General features: G+C 40.9%; 28 protein-coding genes. 13 read left to right on the top strand and 15 right to left on the bottom strand.

The window, feature by feature from the left end; all coding sequences use genetic code 11:
- Positions 1 to 62 precede the first annotated feature (62 nt).
- Positions 63 to 422 (bottom strand): hypothetical protein, encoded by a 360-nt coding sequence (locus tag JFY49_RS07545; protein WP_086196292.1) that lies wholly within the window; start codon positions 420 to 422, stop codon positions 63 to 65.
- Positions 423 to 642: 220 nt separating this feature from the next.
- Here JFY49_RS07545 and JFY49_RS07540 point away from each other — a divergent pair, with 220 nt between their 5' ends.
- From JFY49_RS07540 to JFY49_RS07530, 3 genes are all read left to right on the top strand, one after another.
- Complete coding sequence (locus tag JFY49_RS07540) at positions 643 to 876, top strand: hypothetical protein (RefSeq protein ID WP_166168431.1); 234 nt, start codon at positions 643 to 645, stop codon at positions 874 to 876.
- A gap of 139 nt (positions 877 to 1,015) precedes the next feature.
- On the top strand, positions 1,016 to 1,390 hold the full coding sequence (locus tag JFY49_RS07535; RefSeq protein WP_166168428.1) for a DUF2750 domain-containing protein: 375 nt from the start codon (positions 1,016 to 1,018) through the stop codon (positions 1,388 to 1,390).
- A 132-nt stretch (positions 1,391 to 1,522) separates the two neighbouring features.
- Entirely contained in the window at positions 1,523 to 1,954 is a 432-nt protein-coding gene (locus JFY49_RS07530; RefSeq protein WP_200224679.1) for a CBS domain-containing protein, read from the top strand.
- Between the two features lie 166 nt (positions 1,955 to 2,120).
- Here JFY49_RS07530 and trpB read toward each other — a convergent pair whose 3' ends face one another.
- The 9 genes from trpB to JFY49_RS07485 all read right to left on the bottom strand — a co-directional run bounded on the left by trpB (position 2,121) and on the right by JFY49_RS07485 (position 9,828).
- The gene (gene trpB / locus JFY49_RS07525) at positions 2,121 to 3,329 is read right to left on the bottom strand and encodes a tryptophan synthase subunit beta (RefSeq protein WP_180044317.1); all 1,209 of its coding nucleotides are present in this window, start codon (positions 3,327 to 3,329) and stop codon (positions 2,121 to 2,123) included.
- Between the two features lie 45 nt (positions 3,330 to 3,374).
- Positions 3,375 to 4,562 carry a vWA domain-containing protein gene (locus JFY49_RS07520; protein WP_200224678.1) on the bottom strand — a complete coding sequence of 396 codons (1,188 nt, stop codon included), beginning with the start codon at positions 4,560 to 4,562 and terminating at the stop codon, positions 3,375 to 3,377.
- A 13-nt stretch (positions 4,563 to 4,575) separates the two neighbouring features.
- Positions 4,576 to 5,427 (bottom strand): AAA family ATPase, encoded by an 852-nt coding sequence (locus JFY49_RS07515; RefSeq protein ID WP_180044321.1) that lies wholly within the window; start codon positions 5,425 to 5,427, stop codon positions 4,576 to 4,578.
- 21 nt (positions 5,428 to 5,448) lie between these two features.
- On the bottom strand, positions 5,449 to 5,832 hold the full coding sequence (locus JFY49_RS07510; RefSeq protein WP_086196299.1) for a hypothetical protein: 384 nt from the start codon (positions 5,830 to 5,832) through the stop codon (positions 5,449 to 5,451).
- Between the two features lie 22 nt (positions 5,833 to 5,854).
- Positions 5,855 to 6,163, bottom strand: coding sequence for a YcgL domain-containing protein (locus tag JFY49_RS07505; RefSeq protein WP_166168475.1), 309 nt, complete (start codon positions 6,161 to 6,163; stop codon positions 5,855 to 5,857).
- A gap of 129 nt (positions 6,164 to 6,292) precedes the next feature.
- On the bottom strand, positions 6,293 to 7,435 hold the full coding sequence (locus JFY49_RS07500) for a ribonuclease D (protein WP_166168416.1): 1,143 nt from the start codon (positions 7,433 to 7,435) through the stop codon (positions 6,293 to 6,295).
- Between the two features lie 226 nt (positions 7,436 to 7,661).
- Complete coding sequence (recR, locus tag JFY49_RS07495) at positions 7,662 to 8,258, bottom strand: recombination mediator RecR (protein ID WP_092819481.1); 597 nt, start codon at positions 8,256 to 8,258, stop codon at positions 7,662 to 7,664.
- A 12-nt stretch (positions 8,259 to 8,270) separates the two neighbouring features.
- On the bottom strand, positions 8,271 to 8,600 hold the full coding sequence (locus tag JFY49_RS07490; protein ID WP_086196303.1) for a YbaB/EbfC family nucleoid-associated protein: 330 nt from the start codon (positions 8,598 to 8,600) through the stop codon (positions 8,271 to 8,273).
- A gap of 40 nt (positions 8,601 to 8,640) precedes the next feature.
- On the bottom strand, positions 8,641 to 9,828 hold the full coding sequence (locus JFY49_RS07485) for an O-succinylhomoserine sulfhydrylase (protein WP_180043453.1): 1,188 nt from the start codon (positions 9,826 to 9,828) through the stop codon (positions 8,641 to 8,643).
- Positions 9,829 to 9,963: 135 nt separating this feature from the next.
- Between JFY49_RS07485 and JFY49_RS07480 the strand changes: the two genes are divergently transcribed.
- From JFY49_RS07480 to JFY49_RS07435, 10 genes are all read left to right on the top strand, one after another.
- On the top strand, positions 9,964 to 11,055 hold the full coding sequence (locus JFY49_RS07480; RefSeq protein ID WP_180081597.1) for an alpha/beta fold hydrolase: 1,092 nt from the start codon (positions 9,964 to 9,966) through the stop codon (positions 11,053 to 11,055).
- A 10-nt stretch (positions 11,056 to 11,065) separates the two neighbouring features.
- Complete coding sequence (locus tag JFY49_RS07475) at positions 11,066 to 11,938, top strand: NAD(P)-dependent oxidoreductase (RefSeq protein WP_200224677.1); 873 nt, start codon at positions 11,066 to 11,068, stop codon at positions 11,936 to 11,938.
- A gap of 81 nt (positions 11,939 to 12,019) precedes the next feature.
- Positions 12,020 to 12,289, top strand: coding sequence for a YARHG domain-containing protein (locus JFY49_RS07470; RefSeq protein WP_086196306.1), 270 nt, complete (start codon positions 12,020 to 12,022; stop codon positions 12,287 to 12,289).
- 32 nt (positions 12,290 to 12,321) lie between these two features.
- Positions 12,322 to 12,735, top strand: coding sequence for an HIT family protein (locus JFY49_RS07465; RefSeq protein ID WP_086196307.1), 414 nt, complete (start codon positions 12,322 to 12,324; stop codon positions 12,733 to 12,735).
- Between the two features lie 304 nt (positions 12,736 to 13,039).
- Positions 13,040 to 14,131, top strand: a complete 1,092-nt coding sequence (locus JFY49_RS07460; protein ID WP_200224676.1) for a porin — start codon at positions 13,040 to 13,042, stop codon at positions 14,129 to 14,131.
- Positions 14,132 to 14,577: 446 nt separating this feature from the next.
- Positions 14,578 to 14,769 carry a cytochrome oxidase putative small subunit CydP gene (cydP, locus tag JFY49_RS07455; protein ID WP_086196309.1) on the top strand — a complete coding sequence of 64 codons (192 nt, stop codon included), beginning with the start codon at positions 14,578 to 14,580 and terminating at the stop codon, positions 14,767 to 14,769.
- Positions 14,769 to 16,355 (top strand): cytochrome ubiquinol oxidase subunit I, encoded by a 1,587-nt coding sequence (locus JFY49_RS07450; protein ID WP_166168401.1) that lies wholly within the window; start codon positions 14,769 to 14,771, stop codon positions 16,353 to 16,355. The genes cydP and JFY49_RS07450 overlap by 1 nt, the downstream gene beginning before the upstream one ends.
- Positions 16,352 to 17,497: a cytochrome d ubiquinol oxidase subunit II gene (gene cydB / locus JFY49_RS07445; protein WP_086196311.1), complete on the top strand. Its 1,146-nt coding sequence runs from the start codon at positions 16,352 to 16,354 to the stop codon at positions 17,495 to 17,497. The genes JFY49_RS07450 and cydB overlap by 4 nt, the downstream gene beginning before the upstream one ends.
- 24 nt (positions 17,498 to 17,521) lie before the next feature.
- Entirely contained in the window at positions 17,522 to 17,623 is a 102-nt protein-coding gene (cydX, locus tag JFY49_RS07440) for a cytochrome bd-I oxidase subunit CydX (protein ID WP_002120988.1), read from the top strand.
- A gap of 3 nt (positions 17,624 to 17,626) precedes the next feature.
- A complete protein-coding gene (locus JFY49_RS07435) occupies positions 17,627 to 17,923 on the top strand; it encodes a cyd operon YbgE family protein (RefSeq protein WP_086196312.1) in 297 nt (98 codons plus the stop codon).
- A 46-nt stretch (positions 17,924 to 17,969) separates the two neighbouring features.
- On the opposite strand, the gene JFY49_RS07430 is transcribed toward JFY49_RS07435, so the two are convergent.
- From JFY49_RS07430 to ftsB, 5 genes are all read right to left on the bottom strand, one after another.
- Complete coding sequence (locus JFY49_RS07430) at positions 17,970 to 18,308, bottom strand: DUF6988 family protein (protein ID WP_200224675.1); 339 nt, start codon at positions 18,306 to 18,308, stop codon at positions 17,970 to 17,972.
- The gene (locus JFY49_RS07425; protein WP_200224673.1) at positions 18,301 to 18,645 is read right to left on the bottom strand and encodes a DUF6988 family protein; all 345 of its coding nucleotides are present in this window, start codon (positions 18,643 to 18,645) and stop codon (positions 18,301 to 18,303) included. Before JFY49_RS07425 ends, JFY49_RS07430 begins: the two co-directional genes overlap by 8 nt.
- Before the next feature lie 61 nt (positions 18,646 to 18,706).
- Positions 18,707 to 19,843 (bottom strand): rod shape-determining protein RodA, encoded by a 1,137-nt coding sequence (gene rodA / locus JFY49_RS07420; protein ID WP_166168392.1) that lies wholly within the window; start codon positions 19,841 to 19,843, stop codon positions 18,707 to 18,709.
- A gap of 101 nt (positions 19,844 to 19,944) precedes the next feature.
- Positions 19,945 to 20,643, bottom strand: a complete 699-nt coding sequence (gene ispD / locus JFY49_RS07415; RefSeq protein WP_200224672.1) for a 2-C-methyl-D-erythritol 4-phosphate cytidylyltransferase — start codon at positions 20,641 to 20,643, stop codon at positions 19,945 to 19,947.
- Positions 20,633 to 21,037 (bottom strand): cell division protein FtsB, encoded by a 405-nt coding sequence (ftsB, locus tag JFY49_RS07410; protein WP_200224671.1) that lies wholly within the window; start codon positions 21,035 to 21,037, stop codon positions 20,633 to 20,635. The genes ispD and ftsB overlap by 11 nt, the downstream gene beginning before the upstream one ends.
- Between the last annotated feature and the right edge of the window lies 1 nt (position 21,038).

Raw genomic sequence — 21,038 nt, 5'->3', positions numbered from 1 at the left:
ACAAGTAGATTTGCTCAATTTCGCCATATTTACCACAGAAATCAAGCAAATCAATTCAGCGATTAGACAATGACATTCCGGATTACTGCAAAGTAAAGCACCAGTGCGATAATCACTAATACCACTAGAATTGCAAAAGCCCCCACTCCTCTTTCAGCATGCACGGGATGCAGTTCATCATCGTCCGCTATGCGCAGCAACTCACCATTATAGATACTATAAAAATCCTCACGTTGCTGTATATCAAGCTGGCGAGTAAAATCATAAACTCTTTTACGCTGTGCCAAACAATAATTACCCAAGTGAATTTCCTGATGGAAAATGGCTTCGTCTAAATTTTTACGATGCTGATGTGCAAGTTCAATGATTTGATCTACAGTAGGAGGCAAATCGAATGTAAAACCATCTAATGTTTTTGTCATGTTATTCTCCTTATATTTTCAAACTCTCATTAACATACTAAGCAAAAATCATTTTGTATATTGTTTAATCATGTAACCTTGAATTTAATAATATAGCCCATAGATATTGTTTGACAATTTAGATTCGATGTAATATTAATTTAACAATACCTAGTTAAATTAGTTTCAAGAGAAACTTATTAGTCTATCTAGCAATCATAATTACAATAAGGAGTTTACTATGATTCAACAACTCTCTCATCAAGACCTAGAACATGCATATGCAGATGCAGTCAATACCATTCAGTCTCAAATGAATTTTGCAGATGCAGTTCAAAAACTGGAAGAAGTGGCTCGTGCCGGACATGGTAAAGCTGCCTTATTTTTAGCAGAACTTTATTATCAAGGTTTCCGGGTAGAACGCGACTCACTCAAAGCACAATATTGGCAGAAACTGGCCACGATGCAAGCCTAATCAAACGTCACCAAGGTGGCGTTTTTTAATGCCTTCTGTTTTTAAATACATATTTATTTACATAGTTTCTCAAAGCTTACACTGAACTTTCATCTTCATTCCTTACAATAAATGCTGAATTCACTACATGTATTCGGGTATGAATCAAATTAATTCATTACAGCCTATTCCTAAAGACTTATTTTTTAAGATCACGATTTTAAAATCTATGATGTATTGTGGTGTACTGTGGGGTTTATATCATCAGCAGGGTTGGGCCATGATGTCTGACCATGAAGATTTTATTTTTCCCTTTTGGCTAAACGGTCTACAGGCACAAAAATATGCCGAACGTCATTGGCCAAATTATACACCACGTAAGATTACCTCGGCAGATTTTCAGGACTTGCTGTTACCAACACTCACTCGTTTAAATGTTACCCCTGCACTTTGTAATTCATCTAGCCAAAAATTTAAATTGACCACACAACAGATGCGGCATTTCTTTTTTGCTGAATCTTTACAATCTGCTTGAGGATTTGCTGCAGATATTAAAAGTGAAATTCAGAGAAATGTAAATTTTTATTAATGACCTGAAAAGTATTTGCATTTTTCTGATTTCGCGCTAAGTTTAATGTCAAATAAGGAACAAAAAGGATGATAATAAATGACTAATGTTGCACAAGTTATTCACGATAAAATTGATAAAAGCATTTTTACGATTGATCCAGAATCAACGGTACTTGAAGCAATTTCGCTTATGGCAGATAAAGGCATTGGTGCACTGGTCGTGACTGATCAAGAGAAAGTGGTCGGTATTCTTTCTGAACGTGATTACATGCGTAAAGTGACGTTGATGGAACGGACCTCTAAAGAAACGACAGTCGGTGAAATCATGACTGCTAAAGTACTGACCGTAACTAAATCCACCAGTGTTGAAGACTGTTTAAGTTTAATGACTGATCGCCATTTACGTCATCTTCCTGTAGTTGAAAATTCAAAACTGGTAGGGTTAATCTCGATTGGTGATTTGGTCAAAGCCGTAATGGAAGATCAACGCAAATTAATCGATCAATTGCAGCAATATATCGCCAGTTAAGATTCAAGGCACATTAAAAAACCTCTCATTTCGAGAGGTTTTTTAATGTGCTTTAAAGCTCCCTTTCATAAAGAGAGATTTTAGCTATCTTCTTATAAAGATGGAAAAAGAAACCTTCTTTCTTTAAAAAAATGAGCACATATGATGTAAGAGGGAGATTTTATAATTAGTTCAAACCTAATTTTTCTGCCACATAATCCGAGTCTTTATCGCCACGACCCGAAACATTCACGACAATTTTCACATCTTTCGCCATTTTTGGCGCTTCACGCAAAGCCCAGGCGACTGCATGAGAACTTTCAAGTGCAGGAACAATTCCCTCTACACGTGAAAGTGTCATAAAAGCATCCAAACATTCCTGGTCTGTTGCTGTGGTATATTCCACACGACCCAAGTCTTTCAACAAGCTGTGCTGTGGACCTACGCCCGGATAATCCAGACCTGAAGCAATCGAGTGTACCGGCAAAGGCTCACCTTGTTCATCTTCAAGGACATAACATGCCATTCCGTGAAGTTGGCTTGGTTTACCCAAAGTCAGGGTAGCTGAGTGCATCGTAGTATCTAAACCATGGCCCGCAGGTTCTACACCTACTAGTTTTACATCGGCATCGTTTAAAAATGCAGAAAAGGCACCCATAGCATTCGAGCCACCACCAACACAAGCTACGATATAATCCGGGTTTGAACCAAAACGGTCATTGGTCTGAACTTTAATTTCATCACCAATAATTGCCTGAAAGTCACGCACCATTTTCGGGAATGGATGTGGACCAACCACTGAACCAATCGCATAAATAAAGTTTTTCGGATCTTTGAGATATTCTTCAAACGCGCTGTCTACTGCATCTTTTAATGTTGCCGTACCACGGGTAACAGAAATCAGGTTGGCACCCAAGATCTTCATCTTCACCACGTTCGGATGTTCTTTTTCAATATCCACTTGCCCCATATGAATTTCACATGGAATACCGACTAAGGCACATGCAGTTGCAAGTGCCACACCATGCTGGCCTGCACCCGTTTCAGCAATGACTTTTTTCTTACCCATGTACTTGGCAAGCAAAGCTTCGCCTAGGCAATGGTTAATCTTATGTGCACCGGTATGGTTTAAATCTTCACGTTTCAGGTAAATTTGTGCTCCACCCAATTGGTCAGACAAACGCTTGGCATGAAACAGCGGGCTTGGACGACCCACATAGTTGGCAAATAAATCGGCTAGTTCATTCTGGAATTCTGCAGTATGGCGAATTTGCTCATACGCGACATTAATTTCATCCATCGCTTCTTTTAAATGAGGTGGAATAAACTGACCACCGTATTGTCCAAAGAAACCTTCTTCATTGGGTAATGGGATGCCATTAATTTGATGATCCATTTTCAATTCCTTCATTTAAAAAGAACGCATTTAATTTCAATACGTTTAACGAGCCAAATATTTTGTCATGTCTTCCAAACCCTTTAAGGTCATGGGATACATATGATCTTCAAAGATTTGTTTGATCTGACCAATGGTATGGGTGTAATGCCAATAACTGTCTTGTTCTGGATTAAGCCAGGCCGTCTTTTCAAAATGTTGACGTAAACGCTGTAACCAGACATTACCTGCTTCATCATTCATATATTCAACAGAACCACCCACTGAGTTCAGCTCATAAGGTGCCATACTGGCATCCCCTACCACAATTACCCGATAGTCGCGCCCATAAGTATTGAATAAATCCCAGGTATTCATGCGCGTATTAGAACGGCGGATATTGTCTTTCCAGACATAGTCATACAAACAGTTATGAAAATAAAAATATTCTAAAGTTTTAAATTCGGTTTTGGCCGCGCTGAACAGTTTTTCACATTCAGCGATATACGAGTCCATCGACCCACCAACATCGAACAACATCAGCACTTTAATACGGTTGCGACGTTCCGGAACCAGCTGTACATCTAAAATACCTTGCTTGGCGGTTTCACGAATCGTTCCATTAATATCAAGCTCTTCAGCTGCGCCTTGACGGGCAAACTTGCGTAAACGGCGGAGTGCTATTTGCATTTGCCGTGTACCTAAAATCTGTTCATCATCCAGGTTTTGGTATTTACGCTGTTCCCAAACCTTAACCGCAGAACGTTTACGTCCCGGTCCACCAATACGCACACCTTCAGGATGATCACCATAAGCCCCAAAGGGTGAAGTGCCACCGGTACCAATCATCTTGTTACCGCCTTGATGCTTCTTATGCTGCTCACGAAGACGCTCTTCCAGCATCTTCATCAGCTCTTCCAGTGAGCCGGCTTTTTTCAGTTCTTCCCGCTGCTCAGGCGTGAGATGCTTTTCCAGAAGTTCCAGATCAAACCAGTCTTTTGGTAACTTATGCACCTGATTAAGCAAATCATCCAGATCAAAAGTGGAGATGCCATCAAAGTAATCTTTCATGGCTCGGTCAAACTTGTCAAAGAAACGCTCATCTTTAACCATAATCGTTTTTGCGAGTCCATAGAACTCTTCCTGATTGGCAAATACCAAGCCTGAAGCTACAGCTTCATTCAGATCAATCAGTTCACGGGTTGATACTGGCACACCGTATTTGCGTAAGGTATAAAACAATCGCACAAACATGCGTGTTTCTCCCTTAGCGACGCGACATAAAGGCTAAACGTTCAAGCAACTGGACATCTTGCTCGTTTTTAATCAGGGCACCATACAAGGGTGGAATCGCTTTGGATTTATCATGCTTGCGTAAAATATCTTCAGGCATATCATCAGCCATCAGCAGGCTTAACCAGTCAATCAGTTCTGAAGTGGATGGTGGTTTTTTTAAGCCCGGAATCTGGCGAAGCTTGAAGAATACTTGTAAAGCTTCATTCACCAAAGCTGCAGACACTTGCGGAAAATGCACGTCAATAATTTCACGCATGGTCGCTTCATCAGGGAATTCAATATAATGGAAGAAACAGCGGCGCAAGAATGCATCTGGCAGTTCTTTCTCATTATTTGAAGTGATAATCACGATTGGACGCTGTGTCGCCGTGATGGTTTCCCCGGTTTCATAAACAAAAAATGACATTTTGTCGAGTTCATGCAATAAGTCATTCGGAAACTCAATGTCTGCTTTATCAATTTCATCAATCAACAAGACACAGCGTTGTTCACTGGTGAACGCTTCCCACAATTTTCCAGGCTTGATGTAGTTTTTAATGTCATAAACACGGTCATCACCTAACTGGCTATCACGCAAACGGGATACAGCATCGTATTCATACAGACCTTGCTGTGCTTTTGTAGTCGACTTGATGTGCCAGGTGAGTAGCTTCAGTCCCAAGCTTTCTGCGACTTGTTCAGCAAGCAGGGTTTTACCTGTGCCCGGCTCACCTTTAACCAAAAGCGGCTTTTGCAAGCTACGTGCCGCTTTGACAGCAAGTTTTAAACTATCAGTCGCAATGTACTGATCTGTACCAAGAAATTGTTGAGTATCCACAGACATGATTTAACCTTATTGTTTTATTTAAAGTGGTGAACTATTGTTGTTTGCGACAAACTTTGCTTTGTTGGCCATATATTTTGACCATAAAGCGCCAATGATCAGGCCAAGCCCGATCACAAAGAGAATGAGAGAAGCATTGGTCCAGACCAAAGCTTTTTCTTTGGTTAAAAGACCAAATAGCAGTCCAAAAAAAGCCGGAGCGATAGCAGCATTATTTCCTTCAGAAACTGTCGGCGTTAGTAAAATGGCAAAGCCGATGAGCCATGTCATTCCACCTAGCGGCTTAGGCAAACGTTTTGCAATAACATACCAGGCCCAAAGAATAATCACGCTTCCTAGCAGATATACCGTGACGGCAATGCTATCTTCAGGAATTGAATCTAGTAGTGAAAAAAAACTATTCATCGTTACAACTCCTGATTAGCCTTTAAGCGCCACGCAGCCCTTCGGGTGCAACCGCATTCGGATTGATTAATCCTTCTGGAGGGACTTGAATAAAGAAACCTTTGGTTTCAATAGAGTCAATCACATGTAATACATTGACACGCGCCAGTTTACGGCTTTCGGTTAACTCCAAATCCATAACAAAAGTTGCACGACCAAATGCAACACGCATCGCTTCTGGCAAGATTTCCAGCGGATTTACTGCCTCAGCTTCATTCTCAGAAGTTTCTGAACGGGCGATGTAAAGATACATTTCGTCTTTTTTGCTAGATTTAAAAATTGAACAGTGCATAGTTGAAACAGGACTCATAAAACTCAGCACAAAGCATACATTAAAAAAAAGACCGATACATTAGTGATTATTAACGCATCAGTCGTGATTGTGTGTAAATGTTAATTCTTTGAACAAAATGGTTAAAAATTAATCCATCACTTTCATTTGCGTAGACAGATAACTTTCATCTGCATGTAACACATCAATCAGTGGCTTGGTCAGAACATCATAGCGCCAACCAAGCAGATAAGCGGGCAAATCCTGTTCATCATTATGAAATACCACATGCTGATATAGTGCATTGAGCCATTTTTTACGCATCAATACTTCTTTAGGTACCGTAGTTTCCTGCACCACGGCCTGAATGACATTCTCCACTCTTTCACCAATTTCTTTGGATGAGTGACGAATTGGACGTGCCATACGCAGTGGCCATTCTGCCTGTTCAGGCAAAAACTTAAGTAGGTCCAGAATGGTTTTACCATACTCACGCACAATATTTTGACGAATATCTTTAATACTAGACAACTGGAAATGATTACGCGGATTTTTTTCCACCAGATCAATCAGGGTGGAATTTTTCAGAATAAAGCTGCGAGGATAATTCAAGGCTTTGACCATCTGTTCGCGCCACACAGCCAGTTGTTGCAACTGCATCAATTGACGGCGTGAATGCCGGTAGTTTCCAATATCGTGATAAAGCAACTCTAGAGGTGTTTCCTGACCAATTTCATGGGTCAGATGACGGCAATCTTCCAGGGCAAAATCCAGTAAGTGCTTATCGCCTAATTCCTGCTGGATCTTATTCGATAGATTCATCAGATATAGTACGTCATTCGCCGCATAGGTGAGTTGCTCAGAGCTTAACGGACGCGCCAACCAGTCAGATCGGGTCTGGTCTTTATCAATGTCCACATCCAGCATGTGCTTTAACGCATTTTGATAGCTTACCTGTAGCCCATGACCTAAAAAAGACATGCCAATCTGGGTATCAAAAACATTGCTTAGGCTTTTTTGCTGTGAGTAATGATAAATTAAATCAATATCTTCACTGCAGGCATGGAAAATATTCTGCTGGGCCTGAAACAATTTTTTCCAGAATGCCGACAGGTCTAAACTTGTGCCATCAAGTAAAAAAACCCGATCCGCAACATTAATTTGAAATACACCGAGTTTAGGCCAAAGAGTATCCACCTTGATGAATTCGGTATCCAATCCATAAATGGATGTCTGCCCCATCAAGTGCAGAATATCTTCTAAATCTTTTTGTTGATGAATGAACTGAAACATATTACCGAGTCTAAAAGCAGATTCTCTTGAAAAGTATATTAACCGATATATAACATTTAGATATAACAAAATCTACATCTAGCGTATATATTCACCATATTTTAATATTTAAATAAAAAATCAACATTTTTTTATATTTTTTTTGTATAAGTTTAAGACTATTTTTCTCGTAAATGCCACCCAGTTCTTATTCTTGTCAAAAATAATGAAATAAGCACCTGGGTACTTATTTCATACGCATACGATTATGCACCGCCTGACTTAAAGTATGACTATCCACATATTCAAGTTCTCCCCCTTGAGGAACACCTTGAGCAATCCGAGTCATTTGAATCGGTAAATGCTTGGTTGCTTCAACCAGATAATGTGCTGTCGCCTGACCTTCTACAGTAGCATTGGTTGCCAATATAACTTCTGAAACCGTGCCCTGACTCAGGCGCTGAATCAGATAGGGAATCCCGATTTCTTCCGGCCCAATTCCGTCCAGTGGAGACAAATGTCCACCCAGCACATGGTATTTACCCCGAAAACTGCCACTTTGTTCAATCGCCATCACATCTGCTGGTGATTCCACCACACAGAGCAGCTGATCATCACGTTCATGCGAAAGACAGATATCGCAGACTTCATTTTCAGTGAGCGAATGACAAACGCTACATTCCTGAATATAGGTAGCTGCTTCATTTAAAGCATGTGCCAGCCCGACTGCACCTTCCCTGTTTTTCATGATCAGGTGTAATGCCATGCGCTGAGCCGATTTCGGCCCAACACTTGGCAAAATCCGTAAGGCTTGAACCAGTTGATCAAATCGATCACTAAACACTGGACGTATTCCTTAGAATAAACCTGAAAGACCTGGTGGCAAGCCCATACCAGAATTTGCCGCTTTCATTTTTTCCTCAGAAATCGCTTCAGCCTGACGTGCAGCATCATTCATTGCAGCCGCGATTAAATCTTCAATCATGTCAGCATCATCTTGCAGCAATTCAGGGCTGATTTCGATACGTTTTACCACGTTACGGCAAGTCATGGTGACTTTAACCAGACCGCCGCCTGCTTCAGCATGAACTTCAGTTTGCGCAAGCTGTTCTTTGGCCTTTTTAACATTGGCTTCCATATCTTTTTGCATACGCTGTGCTTGCTGCATCAACATGTTAATGTTCATAAAATACTCCGAACACAAAACTTAAAAATAAGATAAAAAATTAAATTAAATCTAAACCACGACTAATGTCGCGAATAATATCATCAATATCTTCCAAACCAACAGATACACGGATTAATCCTTCACGAATCCCTGCAGCTTCTTTGGCTTCTGGTGAAAGCTTACCGTGAGTAGTGGTTGCTGGATGAGTAATAGTTGATTTCACATCGCCCAGGTTACCGGTAATGGAAATAAACTGGGTATTGTCGATAACTTTCCAAGCCCCTTCACGCCCACCTTTGACTTCAAAGGACACAATACCACCAAAACCGCTTTGCTGTTTAGCTGCAAGCTCATGACCGATATGTGAAGGCAAACCAGCGTAATATACTTTTTCTACTTTGTCGTGCTGATTTAAGAATTCAGCCAGTTTTTGTGCATTTGCTGAATGTTCACGCATACGTAAACGCAGAGTTTCCAGACCTTTCAAAAAAACCCAGGCATTAAATGGGCTCATTGACGGGCCAGTGGTGCGAACATAACCAAATACTTCTTCAAGCAATTTGTGATTACCTACCACAGCACCACCTAATGCGCGACCTTGACCATCCAGATATTTGGTTGCTGAATAGACAACCAGGTCAGCCCCTAATTTAATTGGCTGTTGCAATGCCGGCGTACAGAAGCTGTTATCAATCGCCAGTAATGCACCATTGGCATGAGCCAGATCCGCCAAGGCCTGAATATCGGCAATTTCAGCCAGTGGATTGGACGGAGATTCAACAAACAGTAATTTGGTTTCAGGCTTGATTGCATTTTTCCACGCATCAAGATCGGTTAAATCAACAAAATCGACTGCTATACCAAATTTAGCCACGTATTTTTCAAAAAGAGAAACCGTTGAACCAAACACCGCACGTGAACAGATGACGTGATCGCCCAGTTTCAAATAAGACATAGCCACAGCCATGATGGCTGCCATGCCAGTACTGGTTGCAACAGCACGTTCCGCACCATCTAATGCGGCAAGGCGCTTTTCAAACATCGCAACTGTCGGGTTGGTAAAGCGCGAATAAATGTTACCAGGTTCCTGACCAGAAAACTTAGCTGCGGCTTCTGCTGCATTTTCATAGACGAATGATGAAGTGAGAAAAATTGGCTCACCATGCTCGCCTTCAAAACTGCGTGTATGACCTGTACGAATGGCTAAGGTATCTAATTGGTATTCAATGTCGTCTTGTTGGCTCATTTGTATTACCCAGTCCTGGACTGTATTGCTAATAATTGCCAACATTTTGAGCGTCTATGGCATTTAAGGTCAAGGTATAATGCATAAATATCGCCTACACTTCGATCAATCCCCCATATGTCAGCATCCCCAGCAATGATTCAAGTTAAAAATAAAATTGCCAAACATAAAAGCAAACTCAAAAACCTGTCAAAGACTTTATTTAACTCAAAATCACTGGTTTTATCGCAAGCCACTCCCTATGAAGTCATTGCAGAGTACAAACAGACCCGAGTGCGCTATTACGCCTCAGCAGATAAGCAATATAAAGAACCCCTGGTTTTTGTTGCTCCCCTTGCAATCAACATGGCCATTTACGACCTGTATCCCTACCGTTCATTGGTAAAACACTTTCAACATAGTGGCTTTGATGTCTATTTAATCGAATGGGGTCGATATAGCTATCGAGATCGTTTCCTCAATTTCATGTCATTTATTGATGATGCCATTCCGCATTGTATAGACCAGATCCGAACTCACTCGCATAGTGATGAAATTTCACTGCATGGCTGGAGTATGGCCGGTGTATTTGTCATGTTGTATTGCGCATTGCAAAAACCAAACCATGTTAAAAATTTAATTGTATTAGGCAGTCCGGTGGACAGTCATGCATCAGGCCGTACCGGCAAACTTTTTCAAAAGGCCAATCAACTGATTGCCAAAAACAAGGTCCTACAAAACAAGATTTACTCAGGAACTGTACCCAAGCATCTGATTCATAGCCCAGGCATACTAAATTCACTCGGTTTTAAAATGATTGATCCTGTGGGATGGATACAAAGCCAGAAACAGCTTCTAGCAAACCTCGATAACCTGCAAGCCTTATATGAACACGCCACCATGGGTAATTTCCTGAACCAGATGATTGACTATCCAGGCGGTATCAATCAGGACATGATTTTTAATGTCTGGCTACAAAATCCGCTCAAAAACGGTGTTATCAGATTACAGGATAAGCATATCGAATTAAAACATATAGCCTGCTCTTTACTGGTAGGCGCGGGTCGTAGCGATCGGATTGTTTCCAAAGAGGCCGTTAAACCTTTAATTGAATTGACAAATAGTCAGGATGTCACGTTTACTCTTATCCCGGGTGGTCATTTGGGACTCATGTCTAGCCAGTCCAGTGCCAACGAGTTCTGGCCTTTCATGACCACCTGGCTAAAACAGAGATCGAGCAAAATATAAAGGAAACATCATGATTCAGTCAGTTGCATTTATCGGCTTAGGCGCAATGGGTTACCGTATGGCAGCACATTTACCTCAACATTTTGATACGGTCTATGTATGGAACCGTAATTTCGAAAAAGCCAAACAGCATGCAACTGAATATGGCACCCAAGCTGTAGAACTTGAGCAAGCGGTTCAGGCCGATATCATTTTTTCTTGCCTGCCAACGAGCAAGGAAGTTGAAGATCTTATTGCAACGGTTCAGATTAAATCGGGTGCGGTATGGGTCGATTGCACCAGTGGTGTTCCCGAATCGGCAAAAAAGCTCAGCCAACAATTAAAAATATCGAATGTGGATTTTCTGGATGCACCGGTGAGCGGGCAAACTATTGGTGCGGAAAATGGCACATTAACCGTAATGATTGGTGGTGAAGCTGCTGCTTTTGAAAAATCCCTACCCGCTATTCAGGCTTTCGGGAAACTGATTAAACATGTCGGTGAATCAGGTGCAGGTTTCGCAGTCAAAGCAGTGAACAATATGCTATTAGCCGTCAATCTCTGCTCAGTGGCTGAAGGTTTCACCACCTTAAAAGCGCATGGGGTAAATCTGCATGAAGCTTTAGACTGCATTAATGCGTCAAGCGGTAAAAGTGGCGTAACGGAAATGGTGTTACCACAACGTATTTTAAATCGTGCCTTCCCGCTGACTTTTGCTCTGCCATTATTGGCAAAAGATACCGGAATTGCACTTGATCTGGTTCGTGATGCCAAACTGTCAGCACCGGTGATTGCCTTGACTCAAAGTCTGATTCAGGCAGCCAGTAATTTAACAGAAAAAGACAGTGACTTTTCTAGTGCTGTGAAAATGTACGAATCTTGGAATAAAATTACACTTGAGTAATTACTCGCCATTGAATAATAATAAATAAACCTAATATTGTGTAGAAGTGCTCTACACAATATTCTCACAGAGGAAACCCTCATGACCAAGCTTAGTGTTGCAGTTTTGGCTAGTTTTACAACTTTCTTTGGGGCAACTGCTTTTGCAGCGACAGCAGAGCAAGAGTGCCAACAATTAAAAAATGACCATGATGTCATTTATGCCTCTAAAGGTTTTTGCTTTAAAGACCCGGAAGCCAAGGCCAAGTTCGGCAATGACAATTGTTATACAACCAAGCCAAAATTTTCAGAAAAAGAGCAACAACGACTTGACGCCATCAAAGATCGTCAGAAAGAATTGAACTGTAAATAATTACAGTACCCAATCACTTTCAAGGACTAGACATGCTTTACGATGATCAAAATATTTTTGCACGAATTATCCGTAATGAACTTCCTGCAATAAAAGTGTATGAGGACGAACAGGTTCTGGCTTTTATGGACATTATGCCCCAGGCAGAAGGTCATACGTTGGTCATCCCGAAAACACCTGCAATTACCTTGCTCGATCTGCCACCTGATGCCGCTGCCTATACCATTCAGATTGTGCAAAGAATTGCCCAGGCAATGAAAATAGCACTTGATGTTCAAGGTATTGTACTGATGCAACTTTCAGGTGCATCTGCTGGTCAAACAGTTCCGCATGTACATTTTCACCTCATTCCAAGTTCAGTGCATGAGCTTGGAAAACATGCATTACATATGGGTGACCAGGAAAAAATTAAAGCACTGGCTGAAAAGATTAAAGCTGAACTTTAAAATTCACTCGAATTTTAATTTGTAAAAAATGGAGCAAAGGCTCCATTTTTTTATATTTAAAATTAAATCAATCTTTCGCATAGAATTTAATTAAAAATTAAAGCACTGAAAAACAATGAAAAAATATTAATTCATTCAATATTCTCCGTCATCAAACTGTCATCTATCTTTCACTTCCCTGTCACAAAGTTTGCAGATACTGCTTAGCAAGTTGGTGAGCTTTTGTAAATTTTTGTACACAAGCAAACTATAAAAAGAGTCAACAGGGCAACCGCCCCATAAAAGTGTTTTTGGAGAAATTTCAATGAAAAAATTGCTTCTCGCTGCTACAGTAGCAACCTTAAGCGTAAGTGCAGCGCAAGCAGCACCAACTTTGTACGGTAAGTTAAACGTTACCGTAGACCAAGTGGACAACAATAAGTTTGATGGCAAAAACGTTACAGAAGTAAACTCCAATGCTTCTCGCTTAGGGGTAAAAGGCGAAGAAAAATTGACTGATAAATTATCAGCAGTTTATTTAGCTGAGTGGGAAGTTTCAACTGATGGCAATAAAGATAAAGACTGGGGAATGCGTAACCGTTTCTTAGGTCTTAAATTTGCCGATATCGGTACATTAAAAGCCGGTAACTACGATTCTTACTTCAAAACTGCTGCAGGCAATAACCAAGATATTTTTAACGATCACAACCACCTTGATATGACCAGCATGCTATATGGTGAAGATCGTTTAAGTAACTCAATCGGTTTTGAAACTGATAAAAAATTACTGGGCGGCCTGCAATTCAGCATTATGGCACAGCAAGGTGAAGATTCAGCGACTGATAATAATACCAAAGGTCAAACAGGCACACGTAATGGCTTTGGTGATAGCATCTCGACTTCACTTAGCTACGACAACAAAGACTATGGTGTAGCTGCAGCAATTGCAGGTAACTTTGGCGTGGCAGGTAAATACAACGCTTATAGCCTAACAGGTATTTATTCAGATGCAGTTCGTGTGACTGGTTCTGTTGATTTAACTAAGGCGGGTGTAAACGGTCTGGTATTTGGTGCCCTATGGCAAACAGCTCAACCTACAGATGATACAGTATCAACGACAAGTGGTACTCCTGCTGTAACAACTTCTTATAAAGGTTTACAAGAAGATGCTTACGGTATTACTACTGCCTATACAATTCCATCTACACCATGGAAATTAAAGGCTGAATATCTATCTGCCAATACTTCTGTAGACAATAAAACTGACCGTCAAATCGACCAGTACGGCGTAGGTGTCGATTATAACCTAAATAAACAAGCACGTTTCTACGGTGTTGTAGGTCAGCAGAAGCGTGACTGGTTAACAAAAGATGATAAGAAAACTGTGATTGGCCTGGGTATGGAATATAACTTCTAAGCCCTCTTCATTTACTTAGAAAGCTATTAAAAAGACCACATTCGTGTGGTCTTTTTTTTGAGGCAAGAATTTTAACTTCCTCTCTCATTCCTCCTGCATTTTAAGTCAAGGTGTTTAATTGGATTTATATAAAACATATTAAATGGAATTTCAAACAAGAATAATTATCAATTAATTATTTATATCCCCTAAAAAGATACAAGTGTTTTAGTTGGAGTTAAAAGTATATATAAGTATTTTAGTCAGAATTAAAAATTAAATACGCAGTGTTTTAGTCAACTTAATAATCGCAAAAAATCAGTATATTTTTTATCACAACCTTAACATAAATTATTGTTTTAAAAAACAAATATAATATATTTTTATTTTAATTGTTTCATCTATTTATTTTTAGTTATTTTTTGTTTAATAATATAGATCAAGTTTAACAAAATAGGCTTATTTGTATGAGCTTAATACCGAAAGATTACAATCAACGTTTAGTTCGAGAGATCGCAATCATATTAATAATCAAGGTTGCTCTCCTACTGACGATTAAACACATCTGGTTCGATGCCCCTACTATTCCTCAAAATTTTGACACTCAAGTTGCCGAGCATATTGCTGGCAGCCCTTCCCAAATCAAGGAGACACGTTGATGATTTCTGAAAGCGTGGTCGATCTTTCGCGGTTCCAATTTGCAATGACCGCGTTGTATCACTTTATATTTGTACCTCTTACACTTGGTCTGGCTTTTATTCTTGCCATTATGGAAACCACCTATGTGATTTCCGGTAAAGAAATTTATAAGGACATGACTAAGTTCTGGGGAAAACTTTTTGGTATTAACTTTGCCTTAGGTGTTACCACAGGTTTAACCATGGAGTTCCAGTTTGGTACAAACTGGGCGTACTATTCGCATTATGTCGGTGACATTTTTGGTGCGCCACTCGCTATTGAAGGATTAATGGCATTTTTCTTGGAATCGACTTTTATTGGTCTATTCTTCTTCGGCTGGGACCGGCTTTCCAAAGTTCAGCATTTAGGCGTGACCTGGCTGGTTGCACTGGGTTCCAACATGTCGGCACTTTGGATTTTAGTCGCCAATGGCTGGATGCAAAACCCTGTGGGCGCAGAGTTCAACTTTGAAACCATGCGTATGGAGCTGGTTGACTTCGGCGCACTGATTTTCAACCCGGTGGCTCAGGTTAAATTTGTCCATACAGTATCTTCAGGTTATGTCACTGGTGCCGTTTTCGTTTTAGCGATTTCCAGTTTCTACATGCTCAAAAAACGTGATTTACCTTTCGCGCGCCGTTCTTTCGCTATTGCGGCAATCTTTGGTTTAGCCTCTACATTCTCAGTTATTTTACTAGGTGATGAATCAGGTTATGAACTGGGTGATGTACAAAAAACCAAATTGGCTGCAATTGAAGCAGAATGGGAAACTCACCCAGCACCTGCTCCATTTACATTGTTTGGTATTCCAAATCGGGAAGAACAACGCACTGACTACGCCATCAAAATTCCATATGTGATGGGTATCATTGCAACACGTTCGCTTGATAAAGAAGTAACTGGCCTGAAAGACCTGATGGTTCAACATGAGCTTCGTATCCGTAATGGTATGACTGCATATGCCGAACTTGAAAAACTTCGTGCAGGCGACCGCTCACCAGCACTTATGGCTTCGTTCAAAGAAAATCAGAAAGACTTGGGCTATGGCTTACTTCTTAAAAAATACACACCAAATGTAGTAGATGCTTCTGAAGAGCAAATCAAAGCAGCAACCAAAGATACTGTTCCTAACGTAACTGCCCTGTTCTTCTCGTTCCGTGCCATGGTGGCTTCTGGTTTCTTGATGCTGCTTCTGTTTGTCCTTGCAACTTTTGCAGTCGCTAAACGTAATGCAGAAAGCAAACCTTGGTTACTTAAATTTGCGCTTTACGGCTTACCATTACCATGGATTGCTACACAAACTGGCTGGTATGTGGCTGAAGGTGGTCGTCAACCATGGACAATTGGTGAGGTTCTACCTACACATCTTTCTGCTTCAAGCTTAAGCACTGGTGATATTTGGGGTTCAATCCTGGCACTTGCAGCGTTCTATACAGTACTTCTAATTATCGAAATGTACTTGATGATCAAATTCGCTCGCTTAGGTCCAAGTTCTTTACATACTGGTAAATACCACTTTGAAAAAGGCGCTGATCAAAACCACGCTGCTGCGGAGGCTCAATCATGATCGAATATGAATTACTCAAAATAATCTGGTGGGTTTTGGTAGGTGTACTACTGATTGGCTTTGCCCTCACCGATGGCTTCGATATGGGCTCTATGGCAATCATGCCATTCGTGGGCAAAAACGATGAAGAGCGTCGTGCAGCAATCAATACCATTGCCCCGCACTGGGACGGTAACCAGGTTTGGTTCATTACAGCTGGTGGCGCACTGTTTGCTGCATGGCCAATGGTTTATGCAACAGCATTCTCCGGTATGTACTGGGCACTATTACTGGTACTGTTTGCCCTGTTCTTAAGACCTGTAGGTTTTGACTACCGCTCTAAACTTGAGAACAAAAAATGGCGTAACTCTTGGGACTGGGGTTTGGCTGTTGGTGGTGCAGTTCCTGCTTTAGTCTTCGGTGTTGCCTTTGGTAATATGTTCCTGGGTGTGCCGTTTACTTTAGATGAAACCGTACGTTCAACTTATACTGGTAGCTTCTTTGCCCTACTCAATCCATTTGCTCTGGTTTGTGGTATTGTCAGCTTATCCATGCTGAGTGCGCATGGTGGTGCGTGGTTGATGCTTCGTACCGATGGCGACTTACATGCACGTTCTGCCAAAGCAACTCAATTGATGGGTGTGGTATTCTTGGTTTGCTTCCTGGGCGCTGGAGCATGGTTATACTTCGGTAATATTGAAGGTTATACTTTAGCGCAACCATTTGATACCAATGGAGTTGCAAACCCTCTTGCCAAAGAAGTCATTACCAATGGCAACCATGGCTGGATGAATAACTACTCGACTTACCCAATCACTATGATTGCACCGATCATGGCAATCTTGGGAAGCCTGATTGTAATTGCCGCTGCTGCGAAAGCCAAAGCAGGTTTAAGCTTCCTGGGTACATCGCTGATGGTAATTGGGGCAATTTTAACAGCTGGTTTTGCATTGTTCCCATTCCTTATGCCTTCAAGCATCAACCCTGTTGCCAGCTTGACCATGTGGGATGCCGTATCAAGTAAAAACACACTGACTGTAATGACTGTTGCTGCCTGTATTTTTGTTCCAATTATTTTGAGTTACACCACTTGGTGTTACTATAAGATGTGGGGCGTAATTACCAAAAAACATATTCAAGAGAATTCACACAGCCTGTACTAAGGCTGTGTTTTAGGAGATAAAATTATGTGGTATTTCGCATGGATTCTCGGGATTTTAATGGCGTGCTTTGCAGGCGTATTAAGTGCCCTTTATATCGAACATCATCAAGATTTGGATGAGGAATAAACAATGACAGAGATCGCAATGACAGCAGAAGGAAGCAAGCCAAATAAATTTGTAATGGCCATTTCATTTTTGATGGCATTGCCTCTTGCTACGGTGTTGCTAATTCACCCAGCCCTCATGCTCGATGCCAATGGTCACTATAATCATAGAGCCTTGATGATGATCATGATTGGCATTTCAGGTGGATTTATTTACGGCGTAGGATTTCTGCCTAAGTTTTGGCTGTGGAAATGGCTATTTAGTCCATATATCGCATGGCCATTGATGATCTGGGGTTATTACACCTGGTTCCTCACCTAATTCTTTAAACGTTCTAAAAAGCCCACATTTGTGGGCTTTTTTACATCTACTTATAACGCGCTAAAATCTTTTCCCGCTCTTCTTTCGATATATCCTCAGGCAACATAAAACATTCACGATACTTTTGAAGAAAAATCTGAATAAGCTTTTGACAATCAGGCAATGTATGTTTTAAATAAATCTGTGCACTCATCATCGTTAAATTGTTAGATTGCTTAATAATCAATTTTTTGTGTTCATCACCCAAACCAAAGGTGTGACGCAAAAATGTTTGCTTCCCACTATGTACAATTGAATTAAGATAATCCAAAGAGAATAACTTGAACTCTTCGAGTTGAGCGACAATATGCTTGATTTCCTGAATTTCCTTCAAAGCTTCAATCATCGGCGTTGCAGTAAAACGGGCTAATACTTTTATGTTCCTTTAAAGTAAGCTGCTCTATTGAATCCAGCACGCCCAACTCACACACTTGCTCATCCGTTGCTGCAAATAATATCCAATAAGCACGCACAACAGACTCAAATTGAATACGAAACAATGCGAGTGCGGATGTATAAAGTTTTTCTTTTAATAAGGACTTAACAGCCACACTATGTTCTATCGAAATATAACAACACTGATAAACCAGATCTAATCGCATAAGCCCATCCATTAATTCAGAACTTTCCAGTTCCCTATTTAGCTCATCCATCATCAGCAAAGATTGTTCAAATAAATCCATGTATGTTCCCACAAAACAAAAAAGCTAGATCAAATCTAGCTTTTCAATATTAATATCAACATCAACGATGGGTATGGATCGACATCACAATCCCCATACTCGCCAGTAACGAAATTACTGCCGAGCCACCATAACTCATCAGTGGCAGAGGGTCCCCAGTTACAGGTAAAATTCCGCTGGCCATGCCCGAGTTTAAAAATACAAAGAAAAAGAACGTCAGTCCGATAGCACCCGCATATAAGCGTCCAAAATTATGAAAACTATTCAAGCCAATCATCAAGCAACGAATAATAATTGCAGCAAACAGACTAAATAATAAAAATACCCCGACAAAGCCATATTCTTCAGCATAGGCAGACATAATGAAGTCGGTATGATGTTCAGGCAAGTAACCCAAATGCGACTGAGTACCGGTCAAATATCCTTTCCCGGTTAACCCCCCAGAACCAATAGCAATTTTGGACTGGATGATGTTCCAGCCAGCGCCCAATGCATCGGACTCAGGATCAAATAAGGTCAAGATACGTTTCTTTTGATAGGTTTGCAGTACAAACATCCATAAAACCGGTGCTGCAACAGCCAAAGCCGTTAGGGCTCCCAAAATCAAACGCCAAGACATGCCACATAGGAACAAGACAAAAACACCGGGAATAATCAGACCAATGTTCAAATCTGGTTGTAGTGCCACCAGTACAAACGGAATCATCATCAGGATGAGTCCAGTCACGATCTGCAAAAACGTAGGTGGAAATACACGACGTGAAAAATACCATGCCATCATCAGCGGCATGGCAAATTTCATGATTTCACTGGGCTGCATACTGCCAATGCCCGGAACCGTCAGCCAACGCTTTGCCCCCAAACGCGTATCACCAATCACCAGAACCAGCACCAGTAGCACCATGCCCAGCATATAAAAATATGGACTGACCGCCTGATAAACTTTTGGCGGAACCTGGGCACATAAAAACATGAGGATGAAACCGACACCAAAACTGGTCGCCTGACGAATCACCATACTGCTATCTTGCAGGGTTGCGCTATAGACCACCATCAATCCCAATATTGAATTCAATACCAGAAAAGAAAGCAGCCATGGATCTAAGTGTAATTTGGCCCATCTGGATGAGTCATGTTTAATGCTTCTACCATCACGTAAAGAGTGACGTAAAAAACGATACTGGGGGGATGGTATCATTTGAAATATTTGAACAAGCTAGAGACAGCGCAAATTATAAGTTTAAAGTGTTTAAATAACATCATTAAGTCCCATATTTCTGCATTTTTATCTTGTAGACTTTAAACTACTTGCTGGGAGGCTAATATTAAACGTGCCAACTCCAGATCATCGGCATAGGTAATTTTAATATTATCTGATCGGCCCTGTACCACTTTTACTGGTTCGCCCACATATTCCAGAGCACTGGCTTCATCGGTAATGGTCATACCATCCTGCAATGCTTTTTCAATGGCATGTTTTAAGATACCTAATCTTGAGATTTGGGGTGTCTGAGCTTGCCATAAATGGTCGCGACTAACTGTCTTGGCAATTGCATTTGCCTGTGCAACATATTTTAAGGTGTCACGTACGGGAATCGCCAAAATCGCACTGCAATTTTCCTGAATAGCCGTATTCACTAAACTCTGCAAACAGTCTTGGGTCACACAAGGACGCGCAGCATCATGTACAAATACCCAATCCTCTTCAGCTGCAAATGCTTCAAGATAGCTTAAGGCATTCAGAACAGAATTCACCCGTTCTGCGCCACCCGGACAAAAATGAGCCTTTTCATGATGAGAGAATGTCAAGGTTTTTGCAACATCATCCTGTACCCCAATAGCAAGAACATAACCCGCCAGAGGTAACTGATTCAGACGTGCAACGGTATGCTCAAGTACGGTTCGATCTTGAATCTGTTGATATTGTTTAAGGTCAGTTTTAGAAAAACGACTTCCGGAACCAGCAGCAGGAATAACTGCCCAAATTTTATGGTGCACTTTCTACGGGTGCTCCAGTTTCATTTTCATTGGTTCTTAAATCTGCTTTGGCATTTGGATCAATATAAATAGGCTTATAGTTTGTACTAATAGTACTCATTTGCACAAAAGTTTCATGCGGCTTGATTAAGCCCAAGTCTAAACGCGCATGCTCTTCAATGGCTTCAATACCATTTTTCAAGTCATAAACTTCAGCAGCGAGAACTCGGTTACGTTCTTTAAGTTCCGTATTTAATTCTGTTTGTTGTTGAATTTTTTCAGCCAGTTTTTGATGGTCATGGTAACCACCTTCACCAAACCAGAATAAGTACTGAAACCCTGCGATCAAAATGATCGCAAGGCACAATAATGCTTTACTCACTTTGGAGTCAAATACATTGAATAGAGATAGCATG

Origin of the sequence: Acinetobacter sp. CS-2 (genome assembly GCF_016599715.1) — a bacterium.
In the GTDB taxonomy this organism is placed as follows: domain Bacteria; phylum Pseudomonadota; class Gammaproteobacteria; order Pseudomonadales; family Moraxellaceae; genus Acinetobacter.
The sequence above is the reverse complement of the archived record's forward strand: the minus strand, read 5'-3'. Positions and strand labels throughout refer to the sequence as shown.

Bases quoted from the DNA above. Each gene is read 5' to 3' on its own strand.
- JFY49_RS07545 (WP_086196292.1), bottom strand. From the start codon at position 422: ATGACAAAAACATTAGATGGTTTTACATTCGATTTGCCTCCTACTGTA.
- JFY49_RS07540 (WP_166168431.1), top strand. From the start codon at position 643: ATGATTCAACAACTCTCTCATCAAGACCTAGAACATGCATATGCAGAT.
- JFY49_RS07535 (WP_166168428.1), top strand. From the start codon at position 1,016: ATGAATCAAATTAATTCATTACAGCCTATTCCTAAAGACTTATTTTTT.
- JFY49_RS07530 (WP_200224679.1), top strand. From the start codon at position 1,523: ATGACTAATGTTGCACAAGTTATTCACGATAAAATTGATAAAAGCATT.
- trpB (WP_180044317.1), bottom strand. From the start codon at position 3,329: ATGGATCATCAAATTAATGGCATCCCATTACCCAATGAAGAAGGTTTC.
- JFY49_RS07520 (WP_200224678.1), bottom strand. From the start codon at position 4,562: ATGTTTGTGCGATTGTTTTATACCTTACGCAAATACGGTGTGCCAGTA.
- JFY49_RS07515 (WP_180044321.1), bottom strand. From the start codon at position 5,427: ATGTCTGTGGATACTCAACAATTTCTTGGTACAGATCAGTACATTGCG.
- JFY49_RS07510 (WP_086196299.1), bottom strand. From the start codon at position 5,832: ATGAATAGTTTTTTTTCACTACTAGATTCAATTCCTGAAGATAGCATT.
- JFY49_RS07505 (WP_166168475.1), bottom strand. From the start codon at position 6,163: ATGCACTGTTCAATTTTTAAATCTAGCAAAAAAGACGAAATGTATCTT.
- JFY49_RS07500 (WP_166168416.1), bottom strand. From the start codon at position 7,435: ATGTTTCAGTTCATTCATCAACAAAAAGATTTAGAAGATATTCTGCAC.
- JFY49_RS07490 (WP_086196303.1), bottom strand. From the start codon at position 8,600: ATGAACATTAACATGTTGATGCAGCAAGCACAGCGTATGCAAAAAGAT.
- JFY49_RS07485 (WP_180043453.1), bottom strand. From the start codon at position 9,828: ATGAGCCAACAAGACGACATTGAATACCAATTAGATACCTTAGCCATT.
- JFY49_RS07480 (WP_180081597.1), top strand. From the start codon at position 9,964: ATGATTCAAGTTAAAAATAAAATTGCCAAACATAAAAGCAAACTCAAA.
- JFY49_RS07475 (WP_200224677.1), top strand. From the start codon at position 11,066: ATGATTCAGTCAGTTGCATTTATCGGCTTAGGCGCAATGGGTTACCGT.
- JFY49_RS07470 (WP_086196306.1), top strand. From the start codon at position 12,020: ATGACCAAGCTTAGTGTTGCAGTTTTGGCTAGTTTTACAACTTTCTTT.
- JFY49_RS07465 (WP_086196307.1), top strand. From the start codon at position 12,322: ATGCTTTACGATGATCAAAATATTTTTGCACGAATTATCCGTAATGAA.
- JFY49_RS07460 (WP_200224676.1), top strand. From the start codon at position 13,040: ATGAAAAAATTGCTTCTCGCTGCTACAGTAGCAACCTTAAGCGTAAGT.
- cydP (WP_086196309.1), top strand. From the start codon at position 14,578: ATGAGCTTAATACCGAAAGATTACAATCAACGTTTAGTTCGAGAGATC.
- JFY49_RS07450 (WP_166168401.1), top strand. From the start codon at position 14,769: ATGATTTCTGAAAGCGTGGTCGATCTTTCGCGGTTCCAATTTGCAATG.
- cydB (WP_086196311.1), top strand. From the start codon at position 16,352: ATGATCGAATATGAATTACTCAAAATAATCTGGTGGGTTTTGGTAGGT.
- cydX (WP_002120988.1), top strand. From the start codon at position 17,522: ATGTGGTATTTCGCATGGATTCTCGGGATTTTAATGGCGTGCTTTGCA.
- JFY49_RS07435 (WP_086196312.1), top strand. From the start codon at position 17,627: ATGACAGAGATCGCAATGACAGCAGAAGGAAGCAAGCCAAATAAATTT.
- JFY49_RS07430 (WP_200224675.1), bottom strand. From the start codon at position 18,308: ATGATTGAAGCTTTGAAGGAAATTCAGGAAATCAAGCATATTGTCGCT.
- JFY49_RS07425 (WP_200224673.1), bottom strand. From the start codon at position 18,645: ATGGATTTATTTGAACAATCTTTGCTGATGATGGATGAGCTAAATAGG.
- rodA (WP_166168392.1), bottom strand. From the start codon at position 19,843: ATGATACCATCCCCCCAGTATCGTTTTTTACGTCACTCTTTACGTGAT.
- ftsB (WP_200224671.1), bottom strand. From the start codon at position 21,037: ATGCTATCTCTATTCAATGTATTTGACTCCAAAGTGAGTAAAGCATTA.